This window comes from Pseudomonas sp. (genome assembly GCF_050739655.1).
Lineage (GTDB): Bacteria > Pseudomonadota > Gammaproteobacteria > Pseudomonadales > Pseudomonadaceae > Aquipseudomonas.
Genome location: NZ_JBOIBY010000036.1, coordinates 1 through 14,851, shown reverse-complemented (window position 1 = coordinate 14,851; position 14,851 = coordinate 1). Strand labels below are relative to the sequence as shown.

Here is a 14,851-nt window from a genome sequence, read left to right as displayed (position 1 = left end):
TCTCAACCAAGCCAGTCAAATTGAATAGCACTCACCGAGTGCAAACGTCAGCGGTACAAACGCACGTAAATATTTGCCTTGCTCACCGCGCCACGATCTGATGATCGACTGGGAGACATTCTGTATTTCCCTTCAGTGCATCACACCCCTGCTTGAGCGTCACTGCCACCCCATTGACTTCCCGGGCACGCTCGATGCTCGCGTTTAGCGCCAGCAAATTGGTCTTATCGGCGATTCCTTTAATCACTGCCACCATCACTTCAATACGCTGGGTACGCTCTCGCAGGCAGGCCAGAGCAGCAGTGGCTTCATCCAAACGGCCTGTCATTTGCTGCATGTCCAAGGTGGTCTGACTGCTCTGTTGATGGCCTTCATTTGCCAGATTGCGAGCCTCGCTGGAGAAGCTGACCGCAGTCTCACAGGTCAGTGCCACACCTTGTGCGGTGTTTGCGAGCTCAAGTGCAGCAGCGGCAATCAGGGCCACCTGCTGACGTTGATGGTCCGCGGCTTGCACCGAGGCGCCGGCCTGATCATCCAGTACCACCACCGTATCAGTGACACCGCGGATCTGCTCGCTGATAGTCTGGAGCGAATCCCGTAGTTGATCCTGGGCAACATTGAGGGCATGGCCGATGTGCGCCAGCTCATCTTTACCGATTACTTTCACACGAGAGCAAAGATCGCCTTCGCTTATCGAGCGAGCGATGTGGGTAAACTCACAGTGTTGCGGCGAATCGAAACCTGTACTTAGAGCACGCCATAGAGCGCCAGCAACGCCATCAGGCTGAACAACGACACCGCCACTACCGAAACGTGCCAAGCAGCCTGTTGATAGCCTGCCAAGCGTTCGTCGAGGTCAAGCAGCGCTTCCTTCTGCAGGCCAATGGACAGTTCCAGTGCCTCGCTTACTCGCTGGCTGACGTTGGAGAGCTCCAATGAATTGAGATCCCGACGGACAAAAGGCGATTCCGGTTCTGGGGGCACAGATTCGCTTCGCGCAGATCGGCTCGCTGACCGGCAACGACATCAACCTGCCAGGCTCGCTGGTGCGCAACTCCGCCCTCAAGCTGATGGGATTCGGCCTGGGCAACGTTTCTCGCGCCGGCCTGCTGCGTGCAATAGGTGGGGTAATGGTGGCTATCGGCAGCGTCAGACTGACGATAGCCACCGAAGCGGCGCCATTGGAAGACGTGCCAAACGCTTGGCAATGTGAGGAGATGGGATAGTCTTTACATCGATTATCCGAGACGCCCTCCCCCATAGGCGCCTCAATTGGGTTTTCCGATTCTCAAATACTCTGATCGTATCTGCCGCGTCAAAAGCGGCAGATATCTATGACCGAGGGCAGCTCAGGAACCGATCAGCAGAATCGGCTTAAGCGTATCTCCACGCTCACTGTCAGCAGCAGCCTGATTGATTTCCTCGAACGGGTAAAACTTCACCATTTTGTCAAAGGCAAAGCGCCCCTGCATAAACAGATTGACCAGATCGGGAATGAACTTTTGTGGCACGCTGTCGCCTTCACAAATTCCGCGAATACTCTTGCCACTGATCAACAGGTCGTTGACATCGAATGACGCCAGCGTCCCCAGGTGCGATGCCCCAACGACTCCCACGCTACCCAACCCACCGAGCGCATCCACCGATTGGCGTAACACTGCCGGAATACCGGTGGATTCCAAGGCGAAGTCGACTCCGCCTCCGGTGATCCCGCGAATGGCCTCCACCGGGTCTTCATCTTTGCTGTTGACCACATGGGTAGCGCCCAACTCCAATGCCAGTTTCAACCGCGAAGGCACTACGTCCACCGCAATGATCACCGTTGCGCCCGCAACCTTGGCCGCGAGTACAGCGCTTAGCCCGACAGCTCCGGAACCAAACGCCGCAAAGCTGCTGCCTGGTCGAACCTTTAGCGAGTTGATCACAGCACCTGCGCCGGTCTGAATGCCACAACCCAACGGACCCAGTAATGTGAGCGGCGCCTCTTTGGGGACTTTGATTGCGTTGTTTTCGCGACTCAGCGAGTAGGTGGCGAATGAGGATTGCGAAAAGAAGTGATCATGCAGTGGCTCACCGTGATGATCATCAATTGCGCACTGACCCTGTGCATCCGCCCCGCTGAAATTGAGGTTATAAAAGTCCTTGCAGTACGAGGACAGCCCCCCTGCACAGGGCTGGCAATGGCCGCAACTGCCATAGGTCAATACGACATGGTCGCCAACTTGTAAATCTCGAACCAACGGTCCAACCGCTTCGACGATGCCGGAACCCTCATGACCCAACACGGCAGGAAGCGGTACCGGGTAATACTGGTCTCGAATAATCATGTCGGTGTGACACATACCGGTGGCAACGATTTTAACGAGTACCTCGTCCCCGACAGGAAGCCGTAGTGTTGCAGCCTCAATTACAAAGGGTGCACCTTTGGATCGAACCACTGCCGCTTTGATTTGTAGAGTATTAGTAGCGTTCATTATTATCTCCAGTCATTGGCAACTTCAGAATACAATAGAGAGCATCAATCAAAATGATGGGTGTATCGAAACACCAATCTGGAGCCTTCTGGTCGATTCCTCACATCCTGTTCAAAGTAGGCATTTGCAAATACGTGGTCATCTTTGGAGAAGCTATATAAAGCGCCTGGCCCGACTGCCCAAACTTTTTCCCGGCGCCCCGACACTTCATGGCCTCCTATTTTTGTATCTGTTATTTGATTCAACCAATAACCGTTGATGCCCACTCGCAACTTGTCGGTTAACGCATATTCCGTAGCAAAGTTAGCGTGAACTGCCTGGCCTGCCTGCACATCCGATACATCACCGTAAGCATAACCAGGGTCATCGTTTTTAAAATTATATAGGTAGTACAAGCGAGTCGACGCGGTCCACTTCGGAGTGAAGAAATAGGTACCTGCCCAATAAGGATTGAAGGACCACGCATTAGAACCAGGGTTGATATCGTGCTGCGAGTCGTACTCCCCCGTAGGTGCATTGACGTCCAGCTCGATCCTATGAACAAAGGTAGGGCCGTTCTCACCCATGATTGGATCAAACTGGAAGAAAGGCCCAAAAACCAGGTCACCCATACCGCTCTGGGCTTTAAGCGCAGTATTATCCAGGCCGTCATCGACATCCATTTTCGTGACTATTGGCAATACCATATTCCAGCCCAACGCCGCGTTACCCCAACGCACATCGGACATATAACTCAGTTGACTCGCCAGGACCTGGAACTGCACATCGCGCTTGGGCAACGGCAAGTTAGTGCCTTGATTATCTTTCAATCGATGAGCATTGTAATGGATGGCGTACTCTTGAAAGTACCAACCTGGGCCGGCGGGAAGGCCGCCATCCAGAAAACTGGTCAACCCCAGATTGACCGAGGGCAGGTCATAAGCATGGGTGACTTGTGCACTCGTAGCGAAGCACAGTGAAAACAGCATCGTCATTTTTTTCATGGGATCTCCTTCGACCTCCGTTAAATAAGGCTCGTCTACCGGATAACCCTGTGGCAGGGATACTCGATAGCAAAACAAACCGAAACTCAAGTGGTGGCAGAAGGTGCTGCAAGGCTATTGCTTATTTTATTATTCACTTCATCAGCCCATTTAATTATTTTTGTCAAGGTAAGGCATTCCACCCTGTGGAACTCCGGTGCTTGCCGGTGTGCCGGCGTTAAAACATTTTACGGTTGCTCGTTGCTTGCGAAGGTTACAATCAAGTATCAGTGAGGCGAGTTGCTTTGAATGAATTTTTCATAGTACATATTGAAATTGTCCAGACCCTTTATTTCCATCCAGTTTTTAACAGCCTCCACCATGGCTGGCGGCCCACACATATAAATATCGAACTCTTGACCTGCCAGTTGTTCAGGGTAGAAGTAATCGGGTATGTAGCCAACCTTGCCTTTCCACTGCTCCGATGGTTGCGAAACAATGACTTGGTAGGTAAAGCCTGGAATGCGGGACTGGTAGCTGTCCAGACGCGGTAACTCACACACATCGGCGTCTTGAGTAAGGCCGTAGAATAATTGAATGGCGTGGCCCCTACCGCCTTCATCCGCCAACTCGTCGAGCATGCCCAAAAACGCCGAAAGCCCTGTGCCACCTGCCACGAGTACCAAGGGTTTTTCTACTTGGCGTAGATAGAAGCTTCCCAACGGAGCTTCCAAATCCAACGTCATGCCGGGTTGGCACTGTTCCCGGAGAAAGTTGCTCATTGCACCGTCCGGCAACAGGCGAATCAGGAACTGCAAGTGATTGCGTGAGTTAGGCCGATTGGCAAAAGAATAGGAGCGCCAGTGCGACGATCCAGGCACCTGAATACGGGCGTATTGACCCGGCAAAAAATTCAGTTGCTGTGCAGTCGCGCTCGCGTCCAGGTGCAGGATCGCAGTACTGCGCGATACCAGTTCAACACTGGTCACCACGCCCTGCACGATTTGCGTCCCGACAGCGCTGCACAAGCTTGAGTCAAAATCGAAGGCAAAAGTCGCATCGGAGTGCAAACGAGTCTGGCACGCGAGAATCTTGCGTTGCGCCAAGTCGCGTTCGCTCAAGGCTTCCTCATCAACGTAGTCCAGAGTGTATTGACCTGACTCACAACGCCCCTGACAAGTACCGCACACCCCTTCACGGCAATCGAGTGGAATGTTCACCCCATTACGCAGCGCAGCATCGAGAAGTAGCTCGTTCGCACCGGCCTCGAAGAACAGGGTTTTACCATCGGCAAAGCTGAAGGCGATTTTATGATTCATAACAGCAGCTCCGCAGCTTACAGATGGTAAAAGTCCAGCACCGAATCGATCGTGTCATTAAGCAGGACGATGTGTTTGCGGGTGATCGTCCAGCTGTCACCGTTCGCTTTGAGGTGATAGGTGACGTGACCAAAAAACTGGTTCGACACCGCTTGCCGGGTATACAGCGTGGCCCAGGCTGCCCGAACCACCAACTGCCCGTCATCACGCTCCTCAATGCGTACATTGTTGATTTGGTGCAAGGTGCGTGGCATCGGTGTCGATGCGGCGGATTTACCTGTGCGCAGTCGGAATACACGGTCTTCAAGACCACCACGATTGGCGTAATAGATCAGTGACATACTGCGTTTGGGATCGGTCGTGTAGGTGTGTTCCGATTCCCATTGCGGCAGGTGGAATTCGCTCAAGGGATCGAACAGTTCAAGGTATGCGTCCCAATCCTGGCGATCGCACAACTCGGCTTTGCGATAAAGGAACTGTTCCACGGAATACTGATAGGCCTGGCTCATTTCACAGCTCCTTCAACTTCAAATCTTTGCGTTGCAGGCCATCCAGCAGCAAGCGCTGCCAAGCGCCATGCTGGTTCACGTACAAGCCTTCATGAGTGAACTCGGTCCCCGTCATCACCGGTGAAATACCCAGTACTTCACTATTGGCAGTCGGGCCCTGAACCCATTTATGACTGCCCCGGGTAATTTCATTCCAATGCTCCAATCGAGCCTGGAACCCGCGCTGGGCTTCACGAAACTCCACAAGATCGTCGGGCGTGCCCATGCCCGAGACGTTGAAAAAGTCTTCGAACTGGCGGATGCGGTTTTCACGATCGGCATCGGACTCCCCTTTGACACCGATGCACTGGCTGACAATTTCGGTCTTGTTCCAGGCGACTGGCCGCACGATCCGCAGTTGTGAACTGATCTGGTCCATGAAGAACAAGCTGGGGTAGATGTTCAGGTTGCGTAGACGATGCATCATCCACTCGGCTTTTTCCTGCCCGTGGGTCTCCACAAGCCGTGGCATGACACTCGCGTAGCCGGGGCGCACCGAAGGGTTCGGCATGTCACTGAATAGCAGGCTATGGCCGTTTTTGAAGGAGAACCATCCGTCGTCGGTCTCGGCATCACCGGCGCCAAGCTTGCTGTAATCCAAGGTGGCGGATGCCGCACCGTTGGAAGCATTTACCTGTTGGCGATGCTGTACGGTGGAAACATAGTTGTAGTGCACAGTGCTGACGTGGTAACCGTCCAGACCGTTCTCATGTTGAAGCTTCCAGTTGCCTTCGTAACTGTAGGTAGATTTACCCGGCAGTATTTCAAGCTCACCCGTCGGCGACTGAGCGACCATCATGTCGAAGAAGATTCGAGCATCGCCGAGGTAGTCTTCAATCGAGTCGGTGCCTTGCACATCCAGGCTCACGAAGACAAAGCCCTTGTAACTGGCGATCCGAGCTTTCTTCAAGCCCCGGGTAGCTTTGTCGAAGTTCTCCGGGTATTCACCCTGCGCTTTGACTTTTACCAGTCGCCCATCACTTTTGTAGCACCAGGCATGGAAGGGACAGGTGAAGGTGGACTGGTTACCCTTGCCCACCCGAGTCAGCGTGGCTCCACGATGCTGGCAGGCGTTTATCAGCCCATTGAGTTGTCCGCCAGAGTCGCGGGTGATGATCAATGGCTGACGACCCACTTTGACGGTCAGAAAGTCGTTTGGCGCAGGAATTTCGCTCTCATGACAAGCGTAGATCCAGGCCTTTTCGAAGATCAGTTCCATCTCCAGGTCGAACAACTGAGGCTCTGTGAACATGTCACGAGCTACGCGATAAATCCCGTCTTGCGGGCGGAAATCAATGCAGCCACGGACGTAGTCCTGCCACTGCTCATTGGTTCGATAGTCACTCATCAGATCAACTCTTTTTATAGTGTGCTCTGCCTCCATTGGATACCTTCGTTACGACGACCTCTATCCTGATTTGACCCCAGCCATATCCGAAATCGTTGGCGCGAGAGTATTTAGTCCGGACCTTGATAGTGGTGGCAAAATTCGGATAGTCCCTGGCGGTTCGACGGCCTAATTTAGGTCTCAATCAGATCCCCAGAGGTGATAGATGGCCGTACACAACAATGCAGGTGGCCCGGATTATCCCGAGCAAGCCAAAACATTAAGAGCCGTACACCACGACTTGCGCAGTGCCCAATCCTGGATGGAAACAATATGCGGTCCGCACCAATTACAGGTCAGCTCACCGCAACGTTTGCAGTTTCGACACTCGGCTACCGTACTCAGGTCGATGTCGACAGTGATTGGCGAAATCCAGTACGGCACGGATGTGCGAATTGGCATTGAAGAAGCGCAACTCAACTGCTTCAGCATCAGCTTGCCCCTGACGGGTGAGCAAGAGTTGCGCTTGCCTGCAGGAACGGCGCTGTCGAACATCAATCACGCAGTGATCATTTCGCCCAACATGCGCCAGGAACTGACTATTGCCGGCAATTGCAGCAAGTTGCAGGTAGCGATTGGTCGTGACGTCTTGCATAAAGTGCTTGAAGAGTTACTGATGCGCCCGGTCCTGCAACCACTGGTTTTCGACGCGACAATGCAGGTCAACGAAGGCGCTGCGGCAAGTTGGTGGCGAATGGTCAGGTTTCTCATACAAGAGATGGAGCACAGTCCGCGCTTGCTCAATGAGGACCCGGTCTCGCGGGACATTGAGCGGGCGTTGATCAAGGGCCTGATACTGTGTCAGCCCAGTAATTACTCTTGCGAACTGGCTACGCCCAGCGAAGCCCGTTATCCGCAATACTTGCGTCGGGCCTGCGAGTTTATTCGCGAACATGCCAAGGACGATGTGCAATTGGTCGACATGGAACGGGCCTCCGGAGTGTCACACTCGACCCTCTATGACGCCTTCCGACGCCATTTCGGTATGTCGACAACACAGTACCTCAAACACTATCGCCTTCAGGCGGTGCGCCAGGCACTGCTGGAGGGTCCGATCAAACAGAACATTTCAACCATAGCAATGGGTTGCGGTTTCACTCACATGGGCCGGTTCTCGTCGGACTATCGCAAAGCCTTTGCCGAAGCACCTTCCGATACCTTGGAGCGCAGACGTGATTGCCTGAGCTCGTCTTACTCAGCGGGCGCGGCGAAAAGTGTCGGAGGGCTTTTCACCGAATGCACGACGATAGTCGACTGAGAACTGGCCCAAATGCAGAAAACCCCAGCGAATAGCCAACTCGGTCACGCTATCGCCTTCACTCGGATTAAGCAGCGCCTGGCGCACGTTGCGCAGGCGAACCTCTTTGAGATAACGCATTGGGCTGATACCGCGCCATTCATGGAATGCCCTGTGCAGTGAGCGAATACCGCAATGCGCGGCCTGCGTCACATTCAGCAGCGTCAATGGCTGATCGGCATGCTCTTCGATGTAAGCAATAGCACGTTTGAGATAGGCTGGACTGACATAGGGAGTGATCGCAGCATCGCAATGCTGCAGATCCGACTGGGCACAAAGCAGTGAAAGAATCAGCAGCTCCTCAGCTCTGGGAAGCATTAGATCTCGAACTTGCGAGCTGGCGGAAGGGTCCAGTAACTGACGCAACTGATTGAGTGAGGCGTGCCATAGCGCGCGTTGTCGAGGATCATCGATCGCTCGCGACATCAGCGGAAAATCCCACGCCCTGAAGTTGAACATCGAAGCGGCAAGCTCAACGATCCGTGAGGCCTCGATTCGAGCCACTAACTGAATGTTGTCAGCGTCATAGAAGTACTTGGAACTCTCGCCTGGGGCAACCAGCACGGTACTCCCTCTCCCGCCAGCGCTGTGCATGGAGCTGGTGCTGATAATCGACTGCCCCTTCAGGGTTGTCAGCACCAGTGCAAAGTCCTCAAACGGCTCTGGTTCGATGGTTATGTCAGTGCCGTAGGCAAATTTCGACAGCCCGACCGCTTTGCCCGGGAGGTTATACATACTCGCCGGGAGTCGGCACGGGCCCTTTGACTCGTAGCGATAGGAGGTATAGATGCGGCTGACCTGTTCGTTTGCCTGGCCAAGATCGGTGGTCGCAAACAACAGAGACTGTGAGGGCATATCGCCGGCGCCCATCAGCCCGCGCGCTCCCTCCTCAAGCTCCTGGATCGGATTATCAAACACTGTAGCCACGCTCATCACGGATTCTCCCGTGCATTCTGTGATGCACTTTCAGTTTTCCAGCCTTCTGAATACCCCGCTCCAGCGTATCAAGCAATGCTCGATGGGAATTTTGACCGTCAGTCGATAGTTATGGCCACTCATTGATATCGCCATGTCAGCGCAGGCATCGAAGATGTCAACCCTCGAACATTTGGTTCGACCAACCCTGTGGCCACTGGACAACAACAATGAACTTGTCACTAAAAAACGACTACCCCGCCTACATCGACGGTCAGTTTGTCAGTACTTCGCAAACCTTTCCCGCAATCAATGCTTCAACGGGCGAACATCTGGCAACCGTGGCCCGCTGCACCGCAGCCGAGGTGGATTTAGCCGTTCGCGCGGCACAACGTGCGCAGAAAGAATGGAAAAAGACCACTTTCGAAGAGCGATCGGCCTTGCTCAACCGTTTGGCAGACGAATTGGAGAAAGCCGCTCCGCGATTGGCTGCAATTGATGCCGCCGACGTGGGTCGCCGTATCGGGGAAGTGATCACTGACTACCATATTGCAGTAGCGCAGTACCGCTATTTCGCAGGGGCCATTCTGACCCACGAAGGTTTTGGTCGGCCGATACCAAGCGGCTACCTGGTTGCCAAGCGCGAACCCATCGGAGTCGTGGGACAGATCATCCCGTGGAACGTACCCGCTATCATGGTAGCGCTGAAGGTGGCGCCAGCTGTCGCGGCAGGCAATACAGTGGTTCTCAAGGCAGACGAGAACGCCTCCTTGTCGACCCTGGAATTCGCGGAACTGGCAGGCAGTATTTTTCCTGCAGGCGTGATTAACGTCATTACAGGTTTCGGTGCCGAAGTAGGGTCCGCCCTGACTGCGCATCCCGGCATTGCCAAGTTGGCGTTCACCGGCAGCCCCGAGGTAGGCAAAATCATCGGGTGTGCAGGTGCAGAACGCCTGGTCCCCGTTTCATTGGAGCTGGGCGGGAAAAGCCCGAACATTGTTTTCCCGGACATCAACGACATTGATGCTGTGGTCGATAACGTTCTATTCGCAGCGCTGTATTGCAATGGTCAATCTTGCCTGGCCGGTACACGCTTGTTCATACACGACGATATCTATGCGAACTTCACTGACAAACTGGCCAATGCAGTGTCCCGGCTGAAGGTTGGCGACCCAATGTCCGCAGCCACTCATTTGAGTGGCTTGATTAATCAGAAGCAAGGCGAGCGCGTGCTCAACTACATCGAAATTGGTAAGGCGGAAAAAGCCAAACTGCTGGTCGGAGGCCAGCGGGCAGTGATCCCGGGGCACGAGCACGGATATTTCATCCAGCCCACCGTATTCGAAGCCACCAACAACATGCGCATTGCTCAGGAGGAAATTTTTGGACCTGTGCTCAGCGTGATTCGCTGGAACGACTATGACGCCATGCTTGAACAGGCCAACGACGTACGGTACGGCCTGGCTTCCGGCATTTACACATCTAACCTCGGTAATGCGATGAAAACTGCCGACGCACTGGAAGCGGGTAACGTATGGATCAACCACTATTTCAATCTCAACAGTGGGGCACCATTTGGCGGGGTCAAGGAGAGTGGCATCGGGCGCGAGCATTGCCACGACACCCTTAATCAGTACTCACACCTCAAGTCCATCACGGTACAAACCGATGTGATTGCACCCTGGTATGCGCCTGGAAATTAAGCCAGCAACTTTCTGTGGGGCTAGTAATCCTGAAGGACTCTGTTGATTCATTGCTCAGTCGTTCGACGCCTTAACAGGATTCACTGCCCTATCCGACCTCTCAAGGGCATGAGCAGTGAACCGCATTAAGCGGTTTCTGCTCCGCTCGATGCTCACCCATTGAGCGCGCCCTGAGTTGTTCGCAGAAGATCTGACGACATTCTCATCGCCAATGACAGCTCTAAACGCAAGCTTGGCGATGACTCTGCGCTGGAGTAAATCCCTGGCAACTTAGAGTCATGCTGTGGCCGCGCTCCCGGGTTAAAGGGTCTGTGGCTCAGGTCTTCGCTGTCTGCGGCAGCTTCTTTCAACACGCGATGGATGAAGGTCTTACCGAAGCAAATCCGTTCCGTGCCATCAAACAGAAGTCGATCTATAAGCAGCGAAACACGCTGGACGTGGCGTCTCGCTCCTTGACCGAGTTGCAATGGAGTTTCGTGATTGATACTGCGGAACTGATGGCTGACGATGATCCAGCCCATGAGCGCACGCTGTTTGTAGTGGCGACGCTCTTTGCTATGTACCTCCGTGTGTCTGACCTGATCGGCCGGGATAACTGGCGGCCAATTATGGGAGATCTGCGGAGGGATACAACGGGCAATTGGTGGTTCCACGTCATCGGGAAAGGTAATAAAGCGGCCAAAATCAGTGTGAGAGACGAGTACGTCGAGCGCTATCTCGTGAGATATCGCCACTTTCTAATGCTCTCTCCCCTGCCCTCACCACAGGAACAAACACCACTGATTAGCACACTGAAAGGCCGCGGAGGTCTATCAGACAGACATGTATGGTCACTTCTTCAGTTGGTGTTTGATCGCGCCTTGCAACGTATGCAAAGTGAAGGTTGGAGTGAGGATGAGATTGACCAACTCCGCTCTGCCTTGCTCCATTGGCTACGCCATACAGCCGCGACGTTCGATGCGCCGCTTCGCGATATGAAAGATCTCCAAGCGGATCTACGTCATAACAGCCTCAGCACAACGTAAAATACCTACTACAACAGTCTTGACGAGCAACGAGCCAGATCAGTAAAGGGATTAAAGATGCGGAAATAATGCTCGTATTGGCCTAAGCGATCTGTGAAGGACGACGAATGTAGCTCTTGAAGGACAGCTATCAGCCGATTCTGATGCGATTCGGAACCGGCAGCTGCTCGCAATGACCGAGTAAAGTCGGACTTCTGTGTCGTTTGCTTAGGTATTCGTCAAGCTTTACAGCGCTGGTTTGTCACTGCGCGCCTCGAGATTGGCTTTGAGCTGTTCGCTCATAGGCATGTTCAGATTCATTCCTTTTGGAGGAATCGGTGATTGAAACCACTTGGTGTATAACCTTGCGAATTCGCCCGACTTCATGAGACGGGTTATGGTGCCATCGACCAATTCCTTGAATTCAGGATCATCTTTGCGAAGCATGCAGCCGTAGGGTTCGACTTGCAGCGCATCACCCACGACTTCGAGCGAGTCGGGATTTTTGGAGTTCGCCATGAGACCAAACAGCAGGATATCGTCCATGGCAAACGCCACGGCACGATCATTCTCAACCAGCGCCAAGGAGTCGTCATAGTCTTTGCCCAAGACGACCTGTACGTCTAGATTGTTGTCGGCACTGTATTGACGGAGGACCTTCTCGTTGGTGCTGCCGACGGTGCTGGCAACAGTTTTCTTTGCGAGGTCGGCGTAGTTCTTTATGCCGGAGGTCTTCTTGGTCAATAGGCGCGTGCCGGTGTAGAAATGGCTAATTGCAAAAGCCACGTCCTTGCCACGCGCAGTGTTGTTAGTGGTGGAACCGCACTCCAGATCGTATGTGCCGTTGACCAGCAACGGAATGCGGGTTTGCGAAGACACAGGAATGTAAGCCACTTCTAAGTTCGGCTTCTTGAGCTTCCTGCGCACATCATCAACGATGGCATCGGTTAAATCGACTGAGAAACCCACGGCTTTGGTGGGGCTAATCAAGTAGCTGAAAGGTACCGATGCCTCGCGGTAAGACACTGTGATTTTGTTACTGTCGACAACTTTTTCGAGTGTCTGCGAGTTGGCCTGAGATGCGATGGCAGACAAGCCGGCGGCGAGGATTGTCGCTGCTACGAAATATGAGGTTTTCATGGGACTCCCTTGAAAGCATGAAAAAGACAAAAACTTATCAAAAACACACTGACAAACGTAAAGGGTGAGCGCCAATTTCCGACGTGTCTACGAAACGTTATTGGAAATAAAAAAGGTACGCCCAGGGACGGTAAATACTTTGCGCCAGATCAAAAAAACTGAGTTATGTTGCTAAATCGCAGGAACTCCATCGGAATGTTCGGGCGGCAGATTAGGTAGTTTTCATTAAATTTATGCCGCTCGGACCGCCGGTTTCACTAGCACTGCAACGACTGAATTAACTGCTCGTGCATCCTCACGACGCGTCCTGCTTCTGCGCATCAGCTCGAGACGCCACGCTGCCGACTGGAGTATTTGGGGGCGGAAACGAGGGAAGATGTTTCGCTGACATTTAGGCGCCTCTAAAGCCTGGGGCTTAGCGTATCGATCAACATGGACGCCGGACGACGAAGCCGCGTAGCGTCGGCTTAGGCCAGACTTTGAATGTCTGCTTCCCAATCCGGCTACTTCTACTTTGTGTCGCCAAGGACTTTAAAGCCGCTGTCGATAAACTGAATGCCGATCTCTGGACGTTCATCCACAGTTGACCGTTTCGGAACTTTGCGTTTCTCCGTCCTCAGGCGTCCTGCCGACGACGCATTAGAAAATGACTGATGTCGCGCTAGGTGACCAAGAGGATGGCGCACATGGGATTCTTGGCTTCTTCTCTGTACAAGGTCGTGCTTGGGGCATCCTAAAGCTCCAATCGAGTTGTCGATGCTGCGTACCAGAGTGGATTGGTGTTTCGAAGAGTTCAGAATCAAGCGCGGTCTGGAATGCATGCCAGTGTGTGTCACCAAGGACAGCGAGGAATTCACTGGCCGCATCACTATGTCGAATGCGAATGTTCCCGAGAGGACGTCTAACCAACGCCAATGCTGGAAGAACGGAGGAGCGCGAGCACTGCCCCAGGCTTAATACTGAGCCATTTTCGTTCTCGATATTTTCCCCTGGCGAAAAAAAGCCCCATTTAACAGACTGTGTGAAAACACACTGACAGGCCTAAGACCAAACGCCCCGACTTGTTCGGGGCGTTTGTTTTGTGCGCCCAGCATGGGCGCAATCTTGTGGGTGTAAGTCCCGCCGTAAGCTGACCACAGCGAACGAAGTGAAGCGCAACTGCATGAGGGCGACCGAGTGTGGGGAGGAAGCGTGGAGCGAAGCCGCGAGCCGATGGACAAGAACCGGATACAAGGCGATGCCGATCAGGGCGAGCGAGCAAGAATTCGCGAAGCTCTTGTGGTCAAGGGTCAGGCAGCGTAAATCCGGCGGTTGTATGAAAAGCTGCACCTGAGCGTCAACACGAGCAAGAGTGCAGTGACGAGCGCGTTTGGTCGCAAGTTCCTGGGGTATGCCTTTTGGCCCTACCAAGGTGAAGCCAAGCGAGCCGTCTCATTCAAAGCGCAGCAGCGATTCAACCAGCGGATACGCGAATGTACCCGAAGCTCAGGCGGTCATAGCATGCAGCAAGTCGTGAAGGGATTGCGTCCTTACCTGCTGGGTTGGAAAGCTTACTTTGGATTGTCGCAAGTCCCGAGAGTCTGGCGAGAGCTGGACGAATGGATACGACATCGACTGCGAGCTATCCAACTCAAACACTGGAAGCGTGGAACGACGATCTACAGAGAGCTGCGCGCACTGGGTGTACGCGAGGAAAGCGCACGCAGAGTTGCGGGGAACTCGCGCAGCTGGTGGCGCAACAGCCGCATGGTAATGAACCGAGTGCTTGATATTGCGTGGTTCGACAGCTTGGGACTACCACGCCTCTCCTGACCTCAATCTCTCGAACCGCCCGGTGCGGACCCGCATGCCGGGTGGTGTGGCAGGGGTACGGTCTACGAAGACCGTCCCCTATGCCGATTGTGATGAAAAAGGCTCTTCAGCCCATCAGTTGCATCATTTTCTTGGCTCCCAGGACACTGATCGCCCGCTTGAGGTTGTACGCGGTCACGGCCAGGGCCATTTCAGCTTTCGTCCCTTCAAGTTGTCGTAGCAAGAACCGCCCGTTCCCAAATAGCCATTGTTTGAGATTGCCAAACGGGTGCTCCACGATGGATCTGCGT

General features: G+C 53.7%; 12 protein-coding genes and 4 pseudogenes. 5 read left to right on the top strand and 11 right to left on the bottom strand.

Annotation, left to right across the window (positions count from 1 at the left end):
- Positions 1-181 precede the first annotated feature (181 nt).
- From ACRESJ_RS01980 to ACRESJ_RS01970, 3 genes and pseudogenes are all read right to left on the bottom strand, one after another.
- Positions 182-544 (bottom strand): annotated as a pseudogene (locus ACRESJ_RS01980) (methyl-accepting chemotaxis protein); the annotation flags it as partial.
- Between the two features lie 60 nt (positions 545-604).
- Positions 605-820: pseudogene (locus tag ACRESJ_RS01975) on the bottom strand (hypothetical protein); the annotation flags it as partial.
- A complete protein-coding gene (locus ACRESJ_RS01970) occupies positions 748-936 on the bottom strand; it encodes a hypothetical protein (protein ID WP_431756389.1) in 189 nt (62 codons plus the stop codon). The gene ACRESJ_RS01970 and the pseudogene ACRESJ_RS01975, both read right to left, overlap by 73 nt.
- A 110-nt stretch (positions 937-1,046) precedes the next feature.
- Here ACRESJ_RS01970 and ACRESJ_RS01965 point away from each other — a divergent pair, with 110 nt between their 5' ends.
- Entirely contained in the window at positions 1,047-1,226 is a 180-nt protein-coding gene (locus ACRESJ_RS01965) for a hypothetical protein (RefSeq protein ID WP_431756388.1), read from the top strand.
- A gap of 123 nt (positions 1,227-1,349) precedes the next feature.
- On the opposite strand, the gene ACRESJ_RS01960 is transcribed toward ACRESJ_RS01965, so the two are convergent.
- The 5 genes from ACRESJ_RS01960 to antA form a co-directional block, all read right to left on the bottom strand.
- The gene (locus ACRESJ_RS01960; protein WP_431756387.1) at positions 1,350-2,474 is read right to left on the bottom strand and encodes an NAD(P)-dependent alcohol dehydrogenase; all 1,125 of its coding nucleotides are present in this window, start codon (positions 2,472-2,474) and stop codon (positions 1,350-1,352) included.
- Between the two features lie 44 nt (positions 2,475-2,518).
- Positions 2,519-3,457 carry a SphA family protein gene (locus ACRESJ_RS01955; RefSeq protein WP_431756386.1) on the bottom strand — a complete coding sequence of 313 codons (939 nt, stop codon included), beginning with the start codon at positions 3,455-3,457 and terminating at the stop codon, positions 2,519-2,521.
- A 266-nt stretch (positions 3,458-3,723) separates the two neighbouring features.
- The gene (gene antC / locus ACRESJ_RS01950; protein WP_431756385.1) at positions 3,724-4,755 is read right to left on the bottom strand and encodes an anthranilate 1,2-dioxygenase electron transfer component AntC; all 1,032 of its coding nucleotides are present in this window, start codon (positions 4,753-4,755) and stop codon (positions 3,724-3,726) included.
- A 17-nt stretch (positions 4,756-4,772) separates the two neighbouring features.
- A complete protein-coding gene (gene antB / locus ACRESJ_RS01945; protein ID WP_431756384.1) occupies positions 4,773-5,264 on the bottom strand; it encodes an anthranilate 1,2-dioxygenase small subunit in 492 nt (163 codons plus the stop codon).
- A 1-nt stretch (position 5,265) separates the two neighbouring features.
- The gene (gene antA / locus ACRESJ_RS01940) at positions 5,266-6,651 is read right to left on the bottom strand and encodes an anthranilate 1,2-dioxygenase large subunit (protein WP_431756383.1); all 1,386 of its coding nucleotides are present in this window, start codon (positions 6,649-6,651) and stop codon (positions 5,266-5,268) included.
- A 205-nt stretch (positions 6,652-6,856) separates the two neighbouring features.
- Between antA and ACRESJ_RS01935 the strand changes: the two genes are divergently transcribed.
- Positions 6,857-7,948: an AraC family transcriptional regulator gene (locus tag ACRESJ_RS01935; RefSeq protein WP_431756382.1), complete on the top strand. Its 1,092-nt coding sequence runs from the start codon at positions 6,857-6,859 to the stop codon at positions 7,946-7,948.
- Here ACRESJ_RS01935 and ACRESJ_RS01930 read toward each other — a convergent pair.
- A complete protein-coding gene (locus tag ACRESJ_RS01930) occupies positions 7,886-8,920 on the bottom strand; it encodes a helix-turn-helix domain-containing protein (protein ID WP_431756381.1) in 1,035 nt (344 codons plus the stop codon). The two genes, ACRESJ_RS01935 and ACRESJ_RS01930, sit on opposite strands and share 63 nt — an antisense overlap.
- Before the next feature lie 212 nt (positions 8,921-9,132).
- Here ACRESJ_RS01930 and ACRESJ_RS01925 point away from each other — a divergent pair, with 212 nt between their 5' ends.
- Together ACRESJ_RS01925 and ACRESJ_RS01920 are read left to right on the top strand one after the other, a co-directional pair.
- Positions 9,133-10,605 carry an aldehyde dehydrogenase family protein gene (locus ACRESJ_RS01925; RefSeq protein WP_431756380.1) on the top strand — a complete coding sequence of 491 codons (1,473 nt, stop codon included), beginning with the start codon at positions 9,133-9,135 and terminating at the stop codon, positions 10,603-10,605.
- A gap of 302 nt (positions 10,606-10,907) precedes the next feature.
- Positions 10,908-11,699 (top strand): annotated as a pseudogene (locus tag ACRESJ_RS01920) (tyrosine-type recombinase/integrase); the annotation flags it as partial.
- Positions 11,700-11,855: 156 nt separating this feature from the next.
- On the opposite strand, the gene ACRESJ_RS01915 reads toward ACRESJ_RS01920, so the two are convergent.
- On the bottom strand, positions 11,856-12,749 hold the full coding sequence (locus ACRESJ_RS01915) for a transporter substrate-binding domain-containing protein (RefSeq protein WP_431756379.1): 894 nt from the start codon (positions 12,747-12,749) through the stop codon (positions 11,856-11,858).
- A 1,302-nt stretch (positions 12,750-14,051) separates the two neighbouring features.
- Between ACRESJ_RS01915 and ACRESJ_RS01910 the strand changes: the two are divergent.
- Positions 14,052-14,561: pseudogene (locus ACRESJ_RS01910) on the top strand (group II intron maturase-specific domain-containing protein); the annotation flags it as partial.
- A gap of 106 nt (positions 14,562-14,667) precedes the next feature.
- On the opposite strand, the gene ACRESJ_RS01905 reads toward ACRESJ_RS01910, so the two are convergent.
- Positions 14,668-14,851 (bottom strand): transposase (locus tag ACRESJ_RS01905; protein WP_431756378.1); only part of this gene is annotated, 184 nt, incomplete at its 5' end.